Source organism: Bacillus sp. DNRA2, assembly GCF_012843265.1.
GTDB lineage: Bacteria > Bacillota > Bacilli > Bacillales > Cytobacillaceae > Bacillus_BU.
Genome location: NZ_JABAIT010000015.1, coordinates 87,655 through 108,892, shown reverse-complemented (window position 1 = coordinate 108,892; position 21,238 = coordinate 87,655). Strand labels below are relative to the sequence as shown.

At 38.3% G+C, this 21,238-nt stretch carries 23 protein-coding genes and 1 pseudogene; 7 read left to right on the top strand and 17 right to left on the bottom strand.

The features are described from left to right. Window positions 1–101 precede the first annotated feature (101 nt). A complete protein-coding gene (locus HHO41_RS13910) occupies window positions 102–1,169 on the top strand; it encodes an FUSC family protein (RefSeq protein WP_169099629.1) in 1,068 nt (355 codons plus the stop codon). Window positions 1,170–1,200: 31 nt separating this feature from the next. On the opposite strand, the gene HHO41_RS13905 is transcribed toward HHO41_RS13910, so the two are convergent. The 7 genes from HHO41_RS13905 to fabL form a co-directional block, all read right to left on the bottom strand. Beyond that, window positions 1,201–1,530: a spore coat protein gene (locus HHO41_RS13905; RefSeq protein ID WP_169099627.1), complete on the bottom strand. Its 330-nt coding sequence runs from the start codon at window positions 1,528–1,530 to the stop codon at window positions 1,201–1,203. Between the two features lie 20 nt (window positions 1,531–1,550). Next, window positions 1,551–1,817: a ferritin-like domain-containing protein gene (locus HHO41_RS13900; protein WP_169099625.1), complete on the bottom strand. Its 267-nt coding sequence runs from the start codon at window positions 1,815–1,817 to the stop codon at window positions 1,551–1,553. Window positions 1,818–1,928: 111 nt separating this feature from the next. Then, window positions 1,929–3,707 carry an ABC transporter ATP-binding protein gene (locus HHO41_RS13895; RefSeq protein WP_169099623.1) on the bottom strand — a complete coding sequence of 593 codons (1,779 nt, stop codon included), beginning with the start codon at window positions 3,705–3,707 and terminating at the stop codon, window positions 1,929–1,931. A 153-nt stretch (window positions 3,708–3,860) separates the two neighbouring features. Next, entirely contained in the window at window positions 3,861–4,391 is a 531-nt protein-coding gene (ntdP, locus tag HHO41_RS13890; protein ID WP_147535588.1) for a nucleoside tri-diphosphate phosphatase, read from the bottom strand. A 205-nt stretch (window positions 4,392–4,596) separates the two neighbouring features. Beyond that, a complete protein-coding gene (locus tag HHO41_RS13885) occupies window positions 4,597–4,848 on the bottom strand; it encodes a YgaB family protein (protein ID WP_169099621.1) in 252 nt (83 codons plus the stop codon). A 191-nt stretch (window positions 4,849–5,039) separates the two neighbouring features. After that, entirely contained in the window at window positions 5,040–5,249 is a 210-nt protein-coding gene (locus HHO41_RS13880; protein ID WP_169099619.1) for a gamma-type small acid-soluble spore protein, read from the bottom strand. Between the two features lie 117 nt (window positions 5,250–5,366). Next, on the bottom strand, window positions 5,367–6,116 hold the full coding sequence (gene fabL / locus HHO41_RS13875) for an enoyl-[acyl-carrier-protein] reductase FabL (RefSeq protein ID WP_169099617.1): 750 nt from the start codon (window positions 6,114–6,116) through the stop codon (window positions 5,367–5,369). 131 nt (window positions 6,117–6,247) lie between these two features. On the opposite strand from fabL, the gene HHO41_RS13870 reads away from it, so the two are divergent. Beyond that, window positions 6,248–6,427, top strand: coding sequence for a hypothetical protein (locus HHO41_RS13870; RefSeq protein WP_169099615.1), 180 nt, complete (start codon window positions 6,248–6,250; stop codon window positions 6,425–6,427). A 48-nt stretch (window positions 6,428–6,475) separates the two neighbouring features. On the opposite strand, the gene mutY is transcribed toward HHO41_RS13870, so the two are convergent. Further along, complete coding sequence (gene mutY, locus HHO41_RS13865; RefSeq protein ID WP_169099613.1) at window positions 6,476–7,570, bottom strand: A/G-specific adenine glycosylase; 1,095 nt, start codon at window positions 7,568–7,570, stop codon at window positions 6,476–6,478. 192 nt (window positions 7,571–7,762) lie between these two features. Here mutY and HHO41_RS13860 point away from each other — a divergent pair, with 192 nt between their 5' ends. After that, window positions 7,763–8,743, top strand: a complete 981-nt coding sequence (locus HHO41_RS13860; RefSeq protein WP_169099611.1) for a metal-dependent hydrolase — start codon at window positions 7,763–7,765, stop codon at window positions 8,741–8,743. Between the two features lie 86 nt (window positions 8,744–8,829). Here the strand turns inward: HHO41_RS13860 and HHO41_RS13855 are convergent, their stop codons facing one another. Further along, window positions 8,830–9,099, bottom strand: coding sequence for a YfhJ family protein (locus tag HHO41_RS13855; RefSeq protein ID WP_169099609.1), 270 nt, complete (start codon window positions 9,097–9,099; stop codon window positions 8,830–8,832). 148 nt (window positions 9,100–9,247) lie between these two features. Between HHO41_RS13855 and HHO41_RS13850 the strand changes: the two genes are divergently transcribed. Beyond that, window positions 9,248–9,427 carry a small, acid-soluble spore protein K gene (locus HHO41_RS13850; protein ID WP_169099606.1) on the top strand — a complete coding sequence of 60 codons (180 nt, stop codon included), beginning with the start codon at window positions 9,248–9,250 and terminating at the stop codon, window positions 9,425–9,427. A 50-nt stretch (window positions 9,428–9,477) separates the two neighbouring features. Here HHO41_RS13850 and HHO41_RS13845 read toward each other — a convergent pair whose 3' ends face one another. Both HHO41_RS13845 and recX read right to left on the bottom strand, forming a co-directional pair. Continuing rightward, window positions 9,478–9,804, bottom strand: a complete 327-nt coding sequence (locus HHO41_RS13845) for a YfhH family protein (protein ID WP_169099604.1) — start codon at window positions 9,802–9,804, stop codon at window positions 9,478–9,480. 86 nt (window positions 9,805–9,890) lie between these two features. Then, a complete protein-coding gene (gene recX, locus HHO41_RS13840) occupies window positions 9,891–10,712 on the bottom strand; it encodes a recombination regulator RecX (protein WP_169099602.1) in 822 nt (273 codons plus the stop codon). A gap of 117 nt (window positions 10,713–10,829) precedes the next feature. Between recX and HHO41_RS13835 the strand changes: the two genes are divergently transcribed. Together HHO41_RS13835 and HHO41_RS13830 are read left to right on the top strand one after the other, a co-directional pair. Beyond that, on the top strand, window positions 10,830–10,955 hold the full coding sequence (locus tag HHO41_RS13835; RefSeq protein ID WP_169099600.1) for a YfhE family protein: 126 nt from the start codon (window positions 10,830–10,832) through the stop codon (window positions 10,953–10,955). Window positions 10,956–11,048: 93 nt separating this feature from the next. Beyond that, window positions 11,049–11,147, top strand: a pseudogene (locus HHO41_RS13830) (YfhD family protein); the annotation flags it as partial. Window positions 11,148–11,364: 217 nt separating this feature from the next. Here HHO41_RS13830 and HHO41_RS13825 read toward each other — a convergent pair. From HHO41_RS13825 to HHO41_RS13800, 6 genes are read right to left on the bottom strand one after another with little or no spacing between them, the layout of a single operon-like run. Continuing rightward, window positions 11,365–11,775, bottom strand: coding sequence for an NUDIX hydrolase (locus HHO41_RS13825; protein WP_348981281.1), 411 nt, complete (start codon window positions 11,773–11,775; stop codon window positions 11,365–11,367). Continuing rightward, a complete protein-coding gene (locus tag HHO41_RS13820; protein ID WP_169099596.1) occupies window positions 11,759–13,621 on the bottom strand; it encodes a 2-aminoethylphosphonate aminotransferase in 1,863 nt (620 codons plus the stop codon). Before HHO41_RS13820 ends, HHO41_RS13825 begins: the two co-directional genes overlap by 17 nt. Continuing rightward, window positions 13,614–14,744 (bottom strand): phosphonopyruvate decarboxylase, encoded by a 1,131-nt coding sequence (gene aepY, locus HHO41_RS13815; protein ID WP_169099594.1) that lies wholly within the window; start codon window positions 14,742–14,744, stop codon window positions 13,614–13,616. The genes HHO41_RS13820 and aepY overlap by 8 nt, the downstream gene beginning before the upstream one ends. Beyond that, window positions 14,741–16,261, bottom strand: a complete 1,521-nt coding sequence (gene aepX, locus HHO41_RS13810; protein ID WP_169099592.1) for a phosphoenolpyruvate mutase — start codon at window positions 16,259–16,261, stop codon at window positions 14,741–14,743. The genes aepY and aepX overlap by 4 nt, the downstream gene beginning before the upstream one ends. Window positions 16,262–16,282: 21 nt before the next feature. After that, a complete protein-coding gene (locus tag HHO41_RS13805; RefSeq protein WP_169099589.1) occupies window positions 16,283–17,701 on the bottom strand; it encodes a Mur ligase family protein in 1,419 nt (472 codons plus the stop codon). Window positions 17,702–17,721: 20 nt separating this feature from the next. Then, window positions 17,722–20,337: a putative amidoligase domain-containing protein gene (locus tag HHO41_RS13800; RefSeq protein ID WP_169099587.1), complete on the bottom strand. Its 2,616-nt coding sequence runs from the start codon at window positions 20,335–20,337 to the stop codon at window positions 17,722–17,724. Between the two features lie 217 nt (window positions 20,338–20,554). On the opposite strand from HHO41_RS13800, the gene HHO41_RS13795 reads away from it, so the two are divergent. Further along, the gene (locus tag HHO41_RS13795) at window positions 20,555–21,238 is read left to right on the top strand and encodes an N-formylglutamate amidohydrolase (protein WP_169099585.1); all 684 of its coding nucleotides are present in this window, start codon (window positions 20,555–20,557) and stop codon (window positions 21,236–21,238) included.

Sequence of the window (21,238 nt, the reverse complement as noted above, 5' to 3'; positions counted from 1 at the left end):
TTGCTTTTTATAGTTGAGAAACACTCTATGCTATTAATTATCGAGAGCAAACAATCAACTTTGCATTCTCATACAAAAATGTGGATAGAAAGGAATATTTTATGAAGCTCGGAGCCCGCATCTTCAAAACGGGAATCGCCATTATCCTTGCACTTTTACTATCAGAATTATTACAACTGCCTTCACCTATTTTTGCTGGTATTGCGGCAATTTTTGCTATACAACCAACTATTTACCGCTCATATTTATCCATCGTTGAGCAAATTCAAGGCAACCTAATCGGAGCAATCCTTGCCATATCATTTGTGTTGCTGTTCGGAAACCACGTTATCATAATTGGTCTGGCAGCAATCATTGTCATCACAATTAACCTAAAGCTAAAAATTGAAAATACAATTGGACTGTCATTGGTAACATTAATTGCCATCATGGAAACTCCAGGAGATGAATTTATTCAGTTTGGCATTATTCGCTTTTCGACCATTATGCTTGGAGTTCTTTCCGCTTTTATTGTCAATCTGCTGTTTATTCCACCTAAATACGAAAATAAACTTTATAGCAAGGTGACCGAGGTAACCGAAGAAATCATTCGCTGGATTCGCTACAGCATTCGCCATGCCTCAGAGCATCGCCTTTTAAAGCATGATATTAGTAAAATAAAAGATTCAATGCTAAAAGTTGATCAATTATTTTTGATGTACATGGAAGAACGCAATTATTTCAAGAAAATTAATCTGGTGAAATCCCGAAAGCTTGTTGTATATCGGCAAATGGTAGCAACCGCAAAACGCGCCTTAGAGGTGCTCAAGCGATTGCATCGCTATGAACATGAACTGCAGCAATTGCCGTTAGATTTCCAACTAGCTGTTCAGACTCAGCTTGACTGCCTCATCAATCATCATGAACAAATGCTTTTGTTATTTATCGGTAAAATTAAACCGAATGCTGCACTTGACAATCAAGAGCAATGTATGAGCAATCAGGAATTATTCGATTTATTTTTAACACAGCAACAAGCTTTTGGTGATTCGCATTCGCCAATCCAGTTCCATTCAATGCAAGTTATTTCTGCGATTATTGAATACCGGGAACAAATTGAGCATTTAGAAATGTTAATAACTAGCTTCCAATCGTTCCATGACAACAAAAATATCGTCATTCAGAAATAAAACAGTGGCTGAGAAGTTCAGCCACTGTTTTTTAGTATGGATATTGTGAAGAATATCCGTTGAATTGCTGGTAGGCCTGGTCAATTTTCTGCTGCTCTGCTGCTTCAAGCTTGTACCAGCCTTTTTGGAACATTACATTAAACAAATCTCGAGAACATTGATGAGTTTCAGTTAACATTTGTAAGAAATCAGCATGCAACTGTGTATGACTCGCTTCACGAACCGCACTGTTTAAGCTGTCCGTTATATATTTACATGTACTTAAGCCATCATTTATATAATCCCGATCGTTCATTTCCGGGCCTTTAACTTGTGGTAATTGCCCAGTTTGTTGATTAGCAATTTGATTTTGATTTTGCATACGATAAATCCCCCACTCTTTTATTGAAGTTGTTGTCCACCAGGCATATTTGCCAATACACTTTGATTATTAACTTGTAAATGCGTCAATAGTTTTTGATAATGCTGCTGATGTATTTGCCCAACCTTCTCTAATGCTTGTTGAATTTCTTGATCTTGTACCTGCCCCGCTAAAAAGTGGAACTTCTTAAACGCAAGCAGTTCCCATGATAATGCATCCTTAATGTAAGAGAGATCCTTTGTCGTAATAGCATCGGGAGGAGTTTGCATCGTTGTTTGTGATTGCATGTATTGTAGACCCCTTTCAAAAATATCTCGTAACATTCTATAGAGTTATCTTGGACAGAGTAAAATATGATTGTAAAAAATAGGGATTATACAACAAAAAGCCCAAACCGATTATAAACTGGTTTGGGTCTCGATGCTTTGTTTTGGTTCGAGTTGTTGGACCTGAAACAGGCGATAATATCCGCCTTTTTTCTCCATTAATGCTTCATGGCTGCCAATCTCAACAATTTCACCGTGTTCGATTAAGACGATACGATCGGCGTGTGTAATCGTCGATAAGCGATGTGCCACAACAAATGTGGTTCTTTCTCTTGCAAGTTTGTCTAACGCTTCCTGAATCAGATGCTCACTTTCCAAATCTAATGCCGATGTTGCTTCATCAAGGACAAGAATCGGTGGATTCTTCAAGAAGACTCTGGCGATAGCGATACGCTGCTTTTGCCCACCTGAAAGCTTCACACCTCGTTCGCCAACCTTTGTTTGATAGCCTTCAGGGAGGTTCATAATAAATTGATGGGCATTGGCTGCTTTAGCTGCTGTAATGACTTCCTCTTCCGTCGCTGTTGGCTTACCAAGCAAAATATTCGTCATAACAGATTCGCTAAATAGGATGTTATCCTGGAGCACCATACCAATTTTATCCCTTAAAGAGCGAACCTTGAACGATGTAGTATCAACTCCATCGAGAAGGATCTTCCCCTTTGTGACATCATAAAAACGGGGAATTAAACTAACTAAAGAGCTTTTTCCGCCCCCACTCATCCCAACAAGGGCAATCGTTTCTCCCTGTCTAACATGAAGAGAAATGTTTTTCAGTACAGGCTCTTCATTTTCATTATAGGCAAATGTAACATTATCAAAAACAATGTCCCCTTGGACGTTTTTACATTCAATTGCATCATCAGAATCTTGAATATCATACTTTTCATCCATAAATTCAAACACACGGTCCATTGAGGCAATTGATTGTGTTATTGTCGTTGAAGAGTTGACTAATCTTCTTAATGGACTGTATAACTTTTCTATATATGAAATAAAGGCGACCATTGAACCTAAGCTTAAATCATCCTGAATCACTAAATAAGCGGAGTAGCCAATTACGATTAATGGAGCTACATCGGTGATAGTATTCACAACTGCAAACGATTTAGCATTCCAGCGAGTATGGTCAATTGCTTTCGTTAAAAAATTTCGATTTTGCTTATCAAATTGGGTTTGTTCAAAATCCTCTATTGCAAAGCTTTTAATGACTGGCATTCCTTGCACACGCTCATGTAAGTAGCTTTGGACTTCAGCTAGAGCTTGCGAACGGGTTCTCGTTAATATTCTGAGGTTCCCGAAAAAGTAACGAACGGAAAACGCGTAAAACGGGAACAAAATCAGTGAAACCAACGTCAATGAGGCATCCATCGAAAACATAATGACAATAGCAATTACAATCGTCGCAACATCGAGCCAGATGTTCATCAAACCAGATATTACGAACGTTTTCGTCTGCTCAACATCATTTATAACTCTGGAGATAATTTCACCAGATCTCGTATTTGCATAGTATTTGAAGCTTAGCTTTTGGATATGATTGAACAGACGGTCACGGATATCATATAAAATCCGATTTGCTGTCCACTGGGCAAAATACTGCCGGTAATATTCTATCGGTGGACGCAGAACAACAAATATGAGAATCATTAATCCCATTAGCACAAATAATTTATCTAATTTTTCTTGGTTTGAAAGTATTTTGCTACCAATAATGTCATCTAGCACATATTTGAGTATTAACGGGGTAATCAACGGAATCGCAAATTTTAAAATACCAATAAATATAGTGCCGATTATTTGAAATTTATAAGGCTTAACAAAATGTAAATATCGAAATATGTTGCCCAATAGATTACTCTCCTCCTACGAACAAAAGCGCAAGCACTCGTTTAGCGAATATATCTATTCGCACAGTTTAGACCATTTTAGTTTTTACAAAAGAAAACCTGTTGATTATTATCAACAGGAACTTTATACTTACCCACTTTATCCATTTTACCATTATCGTCGATAAGTTAAATACCTTTCATACCAAATATCAATAAAATCAGGTGCAAAAGGGCCTTTCCTTTGACGAATCCATTGTATCAGCTGATCTACATTTCTTTTTAAGATTTGATCAATGATGTCTGGATACTTCATTTCCTTGCGATGGCGCTCGTACTCATCTTCATCGAGCAAATTAAACGTCATATCCGGAAATACTTTAATATCCAAGTCATAATCAATATACTTTAATGCCTCATTATCAAAAATAAATGGTGAACTGATATTGCAATAATAATAAATCCCATCCTCACGAAGCATTCCGATGACATTAAACCAATATTGCGAATGGAAGTACACAATTGCTGGCTCTCGTGTAATCCATGTTCGGCCATCTGACTCCGTTACCATTGTGCGATCATTGCCACCAATGACTAAATTTTGCGTCCCTTTTAAAATGGTTGTTTGTTCCCAGACGCGATGGATGTGCCCATTGTGTTTATAGCTATGAATTTGTACTGTTTCACCTTCGATGGGAACGCCCACTAATCTCCCCTACTTTCATTCAGGACGCTTTGTAACCTAAACAAAATATTCATTAAATTTTTATTACAAAAATAAAAAAGGCACAAAGAACTATTCCTATTTTCTACTATTATAACGGTAAATCGCAGAATTTAAAACAAAGAGCCATTGAAAAAGGAATCAACGGCCAAATTTTGGGTGTTTTTTATTAAAATTCCTAAATAATTTAACAAATTGGTTTAAGTTCCTGGTAAGACCGAATGACTTCCTCTGTTTGCTGTTCAAAAATGGCATGGATTTCTCTTAATGCTTGTTTCTTGGTGATGATATCGGATTGCACTTCTTCCAATGTTGTTACATCTTGGTGTTCTAGAAGTTCTTGCTCGCGTTTTTGTGATAGCTCTAATTCCGACTGAATCTCCAACAGTTGTTCCATTGTTTTCATTTGCGCCGAAATTAAACGGTTAAAGTTGTTCATTTCCTCCACCGTCCCCAGGTAAGTTTCGTAGTATATATGTATTCGTTATTGGATTTGAAATACCTTTGACTTATTATGTGGATTTAGATGAAGTTTTGTCGATTATTCTCAAACATAAAAAAGACACCCTTCATAAAGTAAAATGTACCTTTTGTAGGAGATTTTACTTTAAAGAGTGTCTTTTTTAGTCATTAGCTTTGGCCGAATTGACCAGAACTATTTTGTGACTTGTTTGATTGAGATTGTTGATTTTGACGTCTTACCTCTGCTGCATTTGTTTCGCTAGCAAATTCAGTACCGAATTGCCCTGCGCCACCTTGAGCAGACTGAGCGTTTTGTTGTCTAACTTGCTGAATGTTCGTTCCAGCAGCTGATTTGTTTGGCTGATTGAATTTAGCCATTGATATCACCTCCACGCTAATTAATATAACCAGCATTAAAGGTTCAAATCGTAACATATATTTCCATTTATTCAATCTAGCTGGTAGAAAGTTAATTCCACAAACATCAACTTCAATCTATAATAACAACGAAATTCCACCGTCGACGATAATGGTTTGACCACGAATCATATCTGTCTCATCAGATAATAAGAACATTACCGTCGCGACAATATCTTCAATTTCAACCATTTTTCCAGCAGGAGTTTTGCGTTTAGCTTCAGCTAACATTTCCTCACGGTTAGGGAAATGTTTTAAAGCATCCGTATCAATCGCTCCGCCTGAAACGGCATTAACGATAATATTTTTTGGTGAAAATTCAACCGCTAAATATCTTGTTAACGCTTCTACAGCGGCTTTAGAAACACCAACTGCAGTATAATTATCCAACGCACGAATTGATCCAAGCGAGCTAATGCTAACGATTCTGCCGCCACCGTTTTTCTCCATCAGCTTAGCAGCTTCCTGAGCACAGAAAAGTAAGGCTTTACTGTTGATATTCAAAGTCCAATCCCAATGAGACTCTTCTAGTTCCATTAATGGTCGTTGAACTCCAGAAGCAGCATTGCTAACAAATACATCTAAACGACCAAATTCTTGATCAATTTGCTCAAACATTGCTTTAATTTTGTCTACATCACCAACATTAGCACGTAGAACTAATGTTTTTCGTCCAAGCGCTTCAATTTCGGCAGCAACTTCAAGTGCAGCCGTTTTACTTCTAGCGTAGTTAACAACGATATCATAGCCTTCTTTGGCAAGACGGAGCGCTGTTGCTCGTCCAATTCCCCTACTACTGCCAGTTACAAGTGCTACCTTTTGAGTCATTTGTCTATTTCCTCATTTCTATCTAGTTCTAATACTTGGTACTATATTTATTTTAGCTCTTCCTTGAATAGATGACAACGATAAGAACAAACTAAATCGAAAATCCATCAATTTAGGAAGGAGTATTCCGAATGTCAGTTATGAGAGATATTACAGAATTACAAATGATTTCCAAGACCGAATGGAATGACCACGAGCTATCCCATTACCATAAATCACTGCAACAAGTCGTGCCATACCTAAATGTTGAAGGACAATCTATCCATGCCCAAATCATTAAAGAAATAGAACGCCGCCTTAATCAACAATAGATCAACGCGGTAAAGCATTGGGGGACTGTCCCCCAATGCTTTACCGCGTTAGTGATTTAGGTATTGCTTGTACATTTTTTGGTGGGAGACTGGGAATGCGTAGTCTTTGAGTTGTTCATCTGTAACCAGCTTTAGGTGTGTTGTCTCGTCTACCTCTGAATGGACTTGACCCTGATAAACTTGAATATTCCATTCTAAATGGGTAAACACATGGTCAATTTGGCCAATATGTTCATTTAATGTAACATCAACACCAAATTGTTCATCCATAAATTTTTGGAAGTGCTGCTTGTTACTTTTAAATGATAAATGGGTTTCAACATTGAGAAACTCCCACAAATTGGCTAAGAGGCCCTGATTGGGTCGCTTATGAATTAAAAATCTTCCGTCATCAGAGGTTAATATTGCTGCAACCAAAGAAACGAGGCGTTGCTTTTTCTTTTTTGTTTTCACCGGAAGCTCTTCTTGGACTCCATCATTAAAAGCTTGGCAATGCTCACGTACGGGGCATAATAAGCATGATGGCGAAGTGGGTGTACAAATAAGTGCACCAAGTTCCATCAAAGCTTGATTAAAAAAAGATGGATTGTCTTGAGAAATTAATTTCCGTACAGCTGTCTCAAATATTTTTCTTGAGGATGGTTTGGCGATATCCTCCGAGATTAACAGGATACGCGATAAAACTCGCATGACATTGCCATCAACTGCAGGCTCTGGCACCCCATAAGCAATACTTAATATCGCTCCTGCAGTATAAGGACCTACTCCTTTCAATTTTGAAATTTCTTTGGGCGTATTGGGGACCTGGCCGTTATATTGTTCCTGAACCTCCTTCACCGCACTGTGGAGGTTCCGCACTCTCGAATAATAACCCAACCCTTCCCAAGCCTTTAAGACTTTTTCATCATCGGCCTCTGCAAGTGCCTCGATGGATGGAAATAGTTCAATAAAACGATTAAAGTATGGAATAACCGTATCTACTCGCGTTTGCTGTAGCATAATTTCTGAGACCCAGACTCGATACGGATCTTGATTTTCGCGCCATGGCAGACTTCTTTGTTCAGTCTTAAACCAATCAATCAAGTCTTCTTGAAAAGCTTCAATAGCAAATTGATCAAGACTATTCAAATGTTGTTTTTTCACGTTTCTCCTCCAAAAGTAATAAGTTAATTAATGTTGCATACGCTATTAAATGTTAGGTAAGAAATATCAAATTTATTATGCAAATGTCGAAATATTCAAAGCCCTTCTACTGTAAAAAACAGCAAATTATTGTTACACTATTCTTGAAGGCAATCCTACCGTCTAAACGGGGATATGAGGAGGTTTTTCCTTTTGGATACAGGTACACATGTTGTAATGGGACTGGCTCTGGGCGGATTGGCAACATTGGATCCAGTAGTCGCCGGCAGTGCCGCAACAACAACCAGTGTTCTAATAGCAACTCTAATTGGATCGCAAGCACCTGATATTGATACAGTATTAAAACTCAAGAACAATGCAGTATATATTCGCAACCACCGTGGAATTACACATTCTATTCCAGCAGTATTATTATGGCCGATTGTGATTTCACTTGTCATCTACCTTTTTTCACCAGAGACAAATTTACTGCATTTATGGTTATGGACATTTTTAGCAGTGTTTCTCCATGTATTTGTGGACATTTTTAATGCCTATGGTACGCAAGCCTTAAGACCATTCTCTTCAAAATGGCTGGCATTGGGAGTAATCAATACATTTGACCCATTTATTTTTGGTATTCACGTAGTCGGATTATTATTTTGGGCTTTTGGTTCCCATCCCGGCTATATATTCTTAACCGTTTATGGAATCTTAATCGTCTATTACATCATTCGTTTCATCGCGCAAAGACGTGTCTTGCATGAAGTGCAAAAGATAATACCAGATGCTACCGAAATTATCATTGCCCCAACGATGCGATTCACCCAATGGCGCTTGGCAATTATGAATAAGCACCAATTTTTTGTTGGCAGAGCCCATGATAATGAGGTTAATATTCTCGATCAATTTAATCGGATTCCAGTCCCTGATTCTCCAATATTGGAAGCTGCCAAAAAGGATAAAAATTTATCGGCATTTTTATCGTTCTCCCCAGTTTATCGTTGGGAACTCGATGAATACGATGACTACTACGAGGTTCGCTTTATTGATTTGCGCTATCGCAGTAATGATCACTATCCGTTTGTAGCGGTTGTCCAATTGGATTTACAACTTGAAATTATTAAATCGTATACAGGCTGGATTTTCAGTGAAGAAAAACTTAGGAGAAAGCTTGATCTACTTCCTGGATAAAACAAAAAACACTAAGCCAGTCTCCCAGAAATTTAAATCCAATCCAAATAAATGTTAAAGCGATGCTGTTTAGGCATCGCTTTTTGTTAATGAAGAATTTTTGGTTTTTGATTTAAAAAATCCTTATATTTCGGGTTTTTTGCTACAAACTCATGTAATTTGGTTCCATAAAGATCAATCCACTGCCTTACAATTCTTTCCGTTGTTTCACTACCCATGTACTCTTTTCCAGCTTTAGCATAGGTTGTTTCAAAATCATCCCATAATAGTTCTACCCAAGTAATCGCCTGATCGTAGGATAATTGCTGATTTTTCTCTAATAAAAGATTAGCCAGCCGCTGATGGTAATCATTCATCTCCCATTCCCCCATTTCCAATGATTAAATGACATACCGCTGTGTAAAATCCAAATACTAAAAACACGTATGAATGAATGATGAATGGTCCACATTGTTCCACATTCATTTACACGTTTCCCAATACCAAAAGGCGGGGGTAATCACTATGCGAAATAAAAAACATGGATTTCCTAATCAAAATAACCAAAAGCTCGAAGGTGAACCTCGAGCAAAAGCTGAATTTGCCTCTGTAAGAGCCGACGGAACCATAAACACGCATCCACAAGAGCGGATGTATAATTCCAGTCATCGCGAAAACGGTACGATTGATTTTAAAAATAAATAAAACCCGTACCAAGTTTAAGTCGGAACTTTTACGAAGTTCCGGCTTTTCCTTTACTTCACTTCATTCATTAGCATAGAAATTGGTAAGCCCTCTTCTTTTCCATCTCCATCTAATCGGTAGCCCCAAGCAAAAACACCATTTAAATAATCTACTTTAAAATATGAACCAGGTGCACCAACAATTTCGTAAAGCTTGCCAGCTTCGAAATCCTCTGGATTTAATAAATATGCCTTAGCCATAAACGCTTTACGTTCCAACACAGCATATTCATTAACAATTCCCAATTGCTCTGCCTTTCTCGCTTTGTCATTTAATAAAGCAATCTCCTGCTGTAATTCATATGCGCTCATTTCACTATATCGCTTTTCCTGTTGCATGTCCCCCACCCCACGAAATTTCTTCTATACATTCAGTATAGTCATTTATTGTCGATTAATAAAGAAAGTTAGCTTATGAAACCTATCTATTTTTCCGCCATTTCATCAGCTAATTTGGTTAAGTACTGATCAATTAACTCGAGTGGAAATCCTTTTCTGTATAACGCTTGTTTCATTTTTTGCCGAAATTCAAAGCCCTCATATTTTCGATATTTGCTTTGTAGCTTCTCTGCCTGATTTTTTAACGTATCCATCTCCTGATCGATATCTTCCTCTATTTCGACCGAATCAATCGCTTCATGGATAATCTCAAACGGATACCCCTTCCGAATTAATAATTGCTCCATTTTTTGCTTACTGGCCCTTAATGATTCATGTTTATATTTTTGGATATATTTCCTAACTAATTCACATGCTTTATCAAACTGCTGCTCATATGAATATTCCAAAATCGCTGTCTCAATCGTTGGTGCGGCAATTCCCTTTTCCTTTAATTCCTGCTGAATTACAACCACCCCTTTGTCAGTGGTGTTCATTTGCGTTCTTACAAAAGCGATAGCAAATTCCTGATCGTCTAAAAATTTGTATTGGTACAGCTTATGGACAACCTCATTAATTACTGGTTCTGCGACTTCCTTTTTATATAAATATTGTCTTACTTCTGCTTCAGAGCGCATTCTCGATGCTAAATATTGTACCGCCTGGGAATAGGCTTTACGGATATCATCTTGATAAAATATCTCTGTTACCGTAAAATCATCAAGCTCCATCCCTTTTTTTAGCTGATATTTTATTAAAACATCCTCATCAACACTAAAGCCATATTTTTCACCATTTCCATCATCAATAAAAATGTTATATCGATCCTTCAGCTTTTGCTGGACGGTAATTTTTGTAATCACTGGCATATTCATTCACCTCAACTATAAATGTACCATGAATAATTTCGAAACAGGTATGGTTCTTTTCAATTAGGGAAAAATGGAAACTGTGTTCAATTAACCGTTATGAAAGGATGATATTGAATGGAAAAGAAAAAGCGTGAAAAAATGAGAAATACACTTACAAGTGCTCAAGAGGTGAATTACCAACGCGAATTCAGAATGGCTGACCGCGCTGCTGGCTTTACAGACAGGCGACCACGTTCATAATTTTCCATTCATATCAGCCCCCACACCAGCAAAAGCTATAAAAGGGAAACAAACATGTTTTCACATTTTGCATTTGTGAAAGGGGTATGACGAATGGGTAGAATGCACGGACGTCACCACACACGTGATAGTAATAAAGGTTCGCTTCCTCAAGTACCGAAAAATCTAAAATCCGATGGATTAGATGTTGAAAAAACCGGGTAATTTTGCCCGGTTTTTCCATTTTGATTATTCACAATATAACAAATTGTGCACAGTTTTATCCACAGATATGTGGATAATGTGGATAGTTTTTATGAAAAACGATGAAATAAGATGTATGCATCCCATCAGCCTCTGGATAAATGGTTGTGGAAAACTTCATAAACCTGTTAATATTGTGGATAAAGTTATGGATAAGTTTAACGAATTACATTTCAATTATATATGGAGTATTTTTTTCATTAGCGCATTTAAAAAGGCGATCCTTAAAATTTTTTAATTTAATCATCTGCATTGCCTCATCGTAGCTAAAGAAACCTACCGCCTCATTTTCGCTCGAAGTAGCTAAATCGCCACTGACCTTTTTCCCTTCGAACACAAATACGGAGACAGACCGATACATATCATGCTCAACACCTAAAGTTTTTTTTATGACAATATCAATCCCGGATTCTTCCTTCACCTCTCTGATTGCAGCGGCTTTAATCGATTCACCTCGATTTACATAGCCACCCGGAAACTCCCATCCTCGTCTGTAACCTTTCACCAACAAAATATTGTTTTGATCATCCAACACATAAACAGCAACAGCTAAAGAATGACTAGGAATTTGAATCACCACCTTTTAGCCCAATTAAATAAATTTCTAGTAGGTCGATGAAACGTTTCATATCCTTATCATCAATATTGCCAATGTTAGCAACTCGAAAGGTATTTTGCACATCGAGCTTTCCAGGATAAATCGTAAATCCATTTTCGTAAAAATGATTATGCATTTCATTAAAATTATATTGCGGATGTTCTGGTTCAATGATGGAGGTAATGATTTTCGAATGGCTATTTTTTGGTACTAAGTGGGTCATATTAAGCCTAGATATCCCGGTTATTAATGTTTCCCATGATTTTGTATATCGTGCATATCGGTTTTCAATTCCCTCCCAAATGGTTTCAATAATGGCCTGCTTGAGAGAATATAAAGTTTGCACTGGTGGCGTAAACTGCATCTGCTTCGTCTGCTGAAAGGAACGGTGTTGTTGATACAAATTCAAATACAGATTGCGCGCAGGAATATCCTTAGATTTTTCTAATGCTGCTTTATTGGCGATAATAAATGAGACACCAGCCATACCTTGGAGATTTTTGTTAGAACTTGCCGCCAAATAACTGATGTTCATTTCTTTCATATCAATTGGGATCGCAGCAAAGGAGCTCATAGCGTCAACCATCATCGTGATGTCATACCGCTGACAGATCTTCCCCAATTCGGATAAAGGATTTAATAATCCAGTTGTTGTTTCACAGTGAATGAATGCAAGATAGGAAATTTTCTCCGCTTGTAATGCAATAAAATTTTCAAGTTGGTTAAGATCTAACGGTTGATCAGGAGGACTTCTGTATTCCAAGAATCTCAAGCGATATATTTTTGCGATTTGACACATTCTTTTCCCATAGGCACCATTATTGATAATTAAAAGTGTGGCATTTTCTTCAATAACCGAGCTTAACATCGCTTCAACTGCCGCTGTTCCTGAACCGGCAAATAATACGGTTGTAAAGTCAGTGGGATTTCCGGCTAGCTTCGTCAGTTCAGTGGAAACAAACTCCATTACGGAACCAAAATCCTGTTCGCGCGGACAAATATCAGGTACGATTTGAGCATATTTCACTGTATCAGTTGTTGTTGCCGGGCCAGGATTAAGTAATACATTACGCTGTACAGTCTGATTTTCACTAAGCTTTTCTCGAGCTTTAATCAATGGAAAAATGACTGTTTTCGCCCGTTGCCAATGATGAGCATCATCCACCTCACACCAGACTAAATCGTCGTGTAAAGTCACAATTACTTCTTGGTTTTTAGCCAACTCTATTAAACCCTGTTCATAATCGATGTGTAAATTCTCCGAAATAATCGGTTCTACCACTTGTGTTAGCTCTTGAAATCCTTGTTGCGATAGCTTCGAAATCCCAACTAATTCACCAAGGATATTCTTTAGTTGTGTTTTATTTTTAGACATAGAAAGCAGATGATGAGATTCATCCGTTTCAATGAATACCTCATCACCTGATTGCGTGAACCGACTAGCTAAAATGACATTGTCTTTTTCATGCTCAAGCAGAACAGTTAGTGCCCTTTTTTCGTAAATCACATCGGACTCAAGCAATAAAAAATCGTCCTTCACAACATCCTTTAACAAATAAAGTGTGTACATACTTCCTGATGCATCAAAGCTTGGATTGTGGACAAATTGAAGCTGTGGGTATTTCGCAAAGAGAACATGGTAATCTTCCTGTTTAAAGCCTGTGCCCACGTAAATTTTTTCGATTCCCACCTCAAGTAGTTTTTGAATCGAATGCTCGATGATTGGCAATTGATCAAGCAATAGAAACCCTTTTGGATGCTCCCCAGTTGTCTTTCGGATCCGACTTCCTAACCCGGCTGCTAAAATGACTGCCGTCTTAATCACTTAGAAACACCTGCAATCTTTCTTTAACCTGATAAGGTTTCATTTTCGGTCTCCCCAAGTCTTTTTTTGAGCCCTTCGCAATTTTTAAATAAATAAATGTTAATTGCTGATTACGGTACCAGTATTCAATTGCAGCCTTTAGTTCATCAAGATTATGGGCATAGATGGAGCATGGATAACCACAAGAGGCAGCTAACTCCGTAAACTGAACATTTGCCGAAACTGTCTGTTGCCCTCCAGTTGAATCATGGCATCCGTTATCCAACAAAATATGAAGTAAATTATCTGGTGAATAAGTACCATTGGTGGCCAAATTGCCCATTCTCATCAATAGAGCTCCGTCTCCATCAATTGCGAGCACGGCTTTTTCTCGTCTAACAAGTGCCAAACCAAGACCTAACGCGCTCACACATCCCATGGATCCAACCATATATAAATTGTGGTTCGAATCTTCGAGGTCATAAAGCTCCCGTCCCGTTTTTCCCGTTGTTGCCAATTGTATCGTATCGGCTGCTTTACAAGCATTAATTACGGACAGTGCCTCATAGCGCGTTGGAAAAGAGTCACTACCATTTTTGCGGTGGTGGAACAAATTTTGCTTTTTATTAGCTGACTGCTCTTCCAGTTTTACTGGCCCAAAGGTTGATTTTTTTACAATAAAAAAAAATGATTGATTATTTTCGATGCAGTGGTTAGCTCGCTCTAATTGGCGTTTAGCCTCAGCGAAGTCAGAAGATAGGTATTCCCAACTGATATTCATAACTGTCAACATTTCTGCTGTGATTTGCCCCATTAATTCATGTTGTGGTTCATCCTTTTGTCCGGGTTCCCCGCGCAGACTGACAAAGCCTAAGATTGGAATTTGAAATGGATGTAAGAGTGAGATGAGTGGTGAGGTAGCATTTGTTAAGCCTGAATTTTGCATTAATACAACCGATTTTTTGCCGCCGAGGCAGGCGCCCGCTGCAATCGCAACGCAATCACCTTCGTTAGTAGCCATAACATACTCACAATCGTTAATCGCAAAATTAATTAAGTTTTTCAAGTACGAGCACGGCACACCGCTGAAAAACTCAAAGCCTAATTGTTTTAATTCATACCCGAAGGCTTCAGTATTAATCATCCCGATTCACCAGCACTTTGAATTTTCATATACGTATTAAAATCAAGCCATGCACCCTTTAAATATTTAACAGAAATTTGTTCAAGCGTTTGGAGATAGTTAAACAACTCAAGCCATGTTAGCTCATGAAAATCATCACGTAACGCCAATGTTTCCAAGCTTTGCTTTAACAAGGCTGAACCGTTCCCAGACACCTTCCATACCCCGATAAATTCACCATGAACCTCACCAGCTGTTGCTTTGGCGGTCATTTTAGCATACTCTGCACTTTTTGAGTACAGCATTTTTGAGTATGGTTGCTTTGCTGTAACAAAGCATTTTCTCGACGTATTTACATCAAATTCAGGATCAACGACGATCGTAATATCGCTCGGGTCAGACAGCAGTTCATTAATTACATAGGGTTTATAAACGATATCAGCAGATGAAATAATTGTTGTTTGAGCCAATCTTTCTCGAGCGGAATAAAGTGCAGCTAGTTCACCTTCTGCAGCTCCGCTTTTACTGTTGCTATCTGTATGGTTCGGACTTTGCAAAGTGATAATTTCACCAATACCCAAGTCTTTGAAGCTATTGACTTGTTGAGCTAGTAGCGGATGATCACTTTGTTCATTATTAATAATGATCGCAGCACGATTTTTCGAAGCATTATTTAAATAAATCTTCTCAGCATGCGAAAGTTCCTCAGCACCTTGGAGACGAAAGACCTCCTCAAGTGGAGTAACGTTTTTTTCGACATTTATTAAGCTTTCTTCGCGATAAATCTGGCTTGCAGTTTGTTTGATTGCCTTAATGGAAGCCCTGAGATTGTGATTAGCCCAGATGCACAAATCTACACCGATTTCCCTGAAGCGGTCGGTTGGTACCGAATAATATTTCGTTGGTACAATCACGACCGGCAATCTCCCAGCCCATTCCTTCATAAACGCTTCAATTTCGTTAAAATCAGCCCGTTTACTATGCATCAAAATCGCATCTGTACCCGCCTTGCGGTATGCTTCGGCCCGTTTTAACGCCTCACTTAAACCCCAGCCAGCAATAAAAGCCTCAACCCTAGAAACGACGACAAAATCATCATCGGATTGGCTATCTTTCATCGCTTTGATTTTCCCGGAAAATTCATCAATGTCCGCGAGTGGCTGGGCCTCACCCTTAATAAACGAATTAGTTTTGGGGAAAATTTTATCTTCGATACATACCCCACCAATATTACGCTGTTCTAACTTTTTTACCAATCTCCTAGCGTTATTAAAATTACCATAGCCTGTGTCCCCATCTAGTAAAATAGGGATTGAAGTCGCATCGCTCATAAACTCTAAAACATCCAATACTTGAGTCCAAGAAGCTTCGTTATTATCACGGACTCCTAAGCTGGCCGATATCGATAAGCCACTCCCCCAAATTCCCTTGAAGCCTGCTTCCTCGACGATTTTTGCCGATAAAGCATTATGTGCTTCCATAATGAACTCAAGTGGTTTACTTGTAATTAAGCCTCTAAGTTGTGTCGTTTTCTTCATGGTTACGCTCCTTGCCTTTATTCACTGACCCTCGTTTGGGATGAGCTTTTTTCGAAGCTCTGCAAAGCTTGGTTTTTTCATTACTCGATGGGTAATCTTTAATAGAATATTAGTATTCAGTGTTAGATGAGCTTGAATCACCTCATAAATTTCCTCTCCAGTTTCACAAAAATATAGCTTCTCAGCTGCAAAGCCATGACTTAATGCCGCCTCGCCAATCACCTTAGCCCTTTCGCCAACGATAACTAAAATATCGACATCTGCTTCAACAGCCGTTTTTCCCATTTCACTGTATTGAAGAAAGGCATGGTTTCCTTTTCCAAGCTGCGGCATATAGCCTAGTAATGCAATCGATTTTTTCCCGACAGACACATTTTTCAACACTTCAAGAGCAGACTTCATTGATAACGGTGCAGAGTTCCATGTATCATCAATGACAGTCGCACCACCCGCACCTTGATAAAATTCAAGATGAGACTTAACTTGCTTAAAAGCAGCTAGTCTAATAATCGCTGTATTAATCGGGATGCCCACATAAGAAACGGCGGCAATTGCGGCTAAGGCATTATAAACATTGTGTTCTCCATAACCTGGGACAAATGCTTCATACCGATGGCTATTATGTGAAAATGTAAAATTCATGCCTCCATTGCCAAACTGAGTCTTTTCAATCCGAAACTGGGCCCCTTGAGCTTTGCCAAAGTAGATAACTTGCTTATAAGGACTGGGATCAACAATCCTTTTAATATTTTCATCATCAGCATTTAATATTAATACTCCAGTTTCAGGATTCAACCCATCCACGATTTCACCCTTGGCTTTCATATAGACCTCCGGTGTTTCGCAGTCAGCCAAATGGTGGACACCAATATTTAGTAGAATTCGAATTTGCGGCTTAAAGGCGCGACAGGCGGTACTTAAATAGCCCGGATAAGCAACTGGCATTTCAAATACAGCAACTTCAGTCTCCTCTTCGATTCCCGTTACATACCGAAGATTAACTGACATTGAGTTCATGCTCTTCCAGGTTGCTTTTACCTTAAAATCCTCACGGAGAATTTTCTTCATCATTTCTTTTGTCGTCGTTTTCCCACAGGTACCTGTCACTCCGATAACTGGAATATCAAATAACCCCCGGTAATACTCAATAAAATTCCAATAAGCTGCATCCAAATCCTCGGTTTCAATCAGTATGATCCCCTCACTGAGGTCAGAACAAAGCTCCGGCTTATCAGTGATTATCACAACTGCTTGATTATCCTTCCAGTACTTACCCCTAATTCGTTCATGGTCCATATGAAATACCAATGTATGGTCATCAATTTCCTTTGCTGTCCAATCCATCGCCCGTTTGATAATCGGATTAAGTGCTGCAGCAGGACTATGAACTAAATGGGGGCCAATTTGGGTTAATATTTCGTTTAGAGTTAAGCTTTTCAAGTAATTTCACCTCAACAGGTTTATACTTTAAAATCTTCGCCATCATATCCAGCTAGTGATGCAGCATAATTTAGCAAGCGAATTCCAGCTATGTTTCTTAATTGATAAGCCCCTATTTGTGAGAAAAGATTATCCGGCTTTGAGTTAACCTCCAGGAGCTTAATAGAATTATATTGATCGATACATAAATCAACAGCCATTTCCCCAAACGTTCCGACTTTGTTCTCAATCGTTTCGACTACCCCCCTGGCAAATTTACCTAGTTGGTGGGAAACACTGCGTCGTTCTGATGGATTCTCATATAAGGTTTTTAATACTTTGCTTAATCGCAAATTGATTTCAGTATCCTCTGTCATTACATCCTCGGCTGTTAAACGGGTCACCATCCCAGTTCTAAACCATTTGTGCTGCCCGTTTTTTTGCATATACACTCTGATTTCTAGATTTTTTCCTTTATATTGTTTTCGTCTTATCCCTTCTTGAATTAAATAAGTATTTTCATTCATTAAGGGTGTAATGAATGACCGTAATTGATCATTTGAATGCATTTGGTAAGTCCTTTTTTCTTTTATACTTAATACATGAATTCCTGTAGGACGCCTGTTTACTCGAAGAATTCCTCTTCCTAGCGAACCCCCAACAGGCTTCAGATATATTTCACCATATTTATTAAGCATGACGATCAAATTATCAATATCCTGAAGTAAACAGGCATCCGGTAATATTTTTTCGTGATTTTCACTTAAGAGACAATGGGTTTCCCACTTATTTCTGGTGAGCAGAGAGAGCCTTGTCGAATTAATAAATGGAATATGGTACACATGCTGAAGCTTTGCACGTACTTGATCAATGATTGGGTCTTTTTTCCCAACAACAAGCCGATCATAAATCACTGCAGGAAATGGGAAATACGCACTCCCTTTACTATTTTCACCTTTAATGATCTGCTGTTCCCAATCGATATCCTTCGGTTCAAATACATATACAAGCATTTGTTTTTCATGAGCAAGTCTTTCAATGTGCTGAAAATAGGTTGTTTGCCGATCAAACGGCTTTTGCGCAAGAATCCCAATAATCGGACCGAGTGTGATAACACCATTTGTTGACGATAGCTTAGGATTCCAATCATCTGGTAGTAATAAACTTTCCCGAAGTGCTTTAGAAAGCTGGATTATGTTTGGGTTCCGAAAAGTAAAAGGATAGGGCCGAATCGTTGCTTCGGTGATCTTGTTTCCAGCGCAAACATATGTCAAATCTCCTTCGGTTAAATCGTATTTTAGTCTTGCTTTTTTGGGAATAAGGATTACCTTCCCCCGGTCAAAGCTTTGTGTTGATAGCGTTTCTCCCCAATTAACTCGAATATCATTTGCTTCGGTGAATGGATAGCCCTTTTCAATCACTTCAAACAAGAAGGAAAGCTCATTTTTATAAGCAGAGAAGCTTGCTGTCTTTTGCAATTTATCTTTAATTTCAGGCCATATTTGTTTCAGAATAAATTGATTACCATGGTAATATGCTCGCTGAATAAACGGATTTTCCAAAAATCCTCCAGATAATTCATGATGATGAAGCGCTACAACCCTGGCAAGGCACAGTACTCCCAATGCCAACTGCGGGTCAAGAATCCATGAACTTAGGCTGATGTATTCGAAACCATATGGCTTTAATCTGTAGCGACCTAACCCACCATGATTTGTACGCCTTCTTTGTTTAGCTGTTTGTGGCTTTTCAATCAGCGCGAATGGAATGGCAACGAATTGATCAAGGGCTTTGAGTAATGAAAGGGATATCGGCATGCCAAAATGAATGTGCCCACCACATTGATAGCCTAAAAACGGCATGCTTCCTGCCCTAAATTCAACATTTTCATAAGGAACCATTTCCGATGCCTTATGAATAATGGTTTTGATGTGATTAAATAGCTCATGTGGCGTATCTGCCTTCTCTGGCCGAATTTCAACAAGTGCGTAATCACCACTATCTTGTTCGATTTGCCGTTCATCGCAGCCTACTTCACCACCTAGCGAAAAAAACGTTGAAGCAGGCAGTAACTCCTCTTCACAGCTCAGCATGAATTCTATATCTGCACCCATAGTGAAGCTTGGATTAGGTTTACCGACCGTTTCTATATACGTTGTTTTTGATTCATTTATATCAGTAATTATGATGGTTTCATTTTCTAAAACACCAAGTTTTACAAATCCATTACTTAAACCCGTGACATAAAGGGCACGAATCGCAACTGACTGCCAATCGTTAGGTATACTGTCTTTATCCTGAGTCACCCATTCCCAGCCATAGGCTGTAGTACGAATCGCCACTTCATTAAATACTACTTCTTTTCCTGTTGCAATTTGAACACTTTTCACTTCTAAACCTTCTATTTCTAACATGTATTCAGCTGAAATTGCATACATTTTTGTAAAAAAATCGTATTCTGCACTTAATATCTGCTCTTTTGTATTGATAATAGCTAGGTCTTTTCCATTATGATGACCATACCTTCTGCCGACAATAGGATACTTACATGTCTTTGGATCAACTAGTTCAAAGCAAGGTACATTATTCATATGAAGTATCTGAAGCAATTGTTCTTTGTCTGTCACCATACAGAATCGCTTTCCCATCAATTCCATATGTAAAACCTCCAATTTTTAATAAATCACAAGCTTAGGTTTCTAGCTTTTTACATTTAGCCGGTTAATTAACAATATATTAATTAAAAGCTAGGATGTTTCTAGGCAGTTTTTTGTTAAAAAATAAAAAAGTGTTCATTTTTCATGAATCACTTTTTTGATGAGTCTTTTTTTGATTGAAACTTCTCGCTCCTAACGAAAACAGGAGGCTGTTTATATGGTTATCCCCTATATAAAACAAAGCTATATTAAATTTCATAAAGGTAATGGGTATATTTGTGGACACGTTGATGCCTTACATGCAACTCCGCCAGCAGCAGATAAATTTACCGATAAAATTGTCGAATGTTTAATAACTGAACTTGGCTGTGCAGGAATTATCAGCACTGTTTCAAGGTTGAGTTGTGACTTAAACCGTCCGCCAAACCCGGAAAACTATCCTGGAATTACAGAATACAGACAGGCTATCAAGGAAATATTAACATTTTTGCATATCTTGGACGCGGAAAATCAGCAGTTACTTACACCCTATTTACATCTTTCTTTTCATGGCATGAAGGATACCAACTATGGTCCTTACGCCATCGAAATTGGTACAAAACAGGGGAATTCATGTTCACCTGAGGTTCTAGAATGGTTTGAACAAAAACTGACGAAAGCTGTTCGCATTATTTCCCCAGAAATAACCATCATTTTCGACAGGAAATTTAAGGGGAATGAGTCAATCACTGCTCATCGTTACGGAGATAAAGATGGATATCATGGTTATGGTTTACATTTTCACAGCTTTCAAATTGAGCTTTCACGGACAATTCGCAAAAAACATTTAGCTAAGCTTGTTGCGATTTTCTCAGAGCTTATATCAGACTTTCAAGCTAGGTTTGTCAGTGCCAGTATGTGA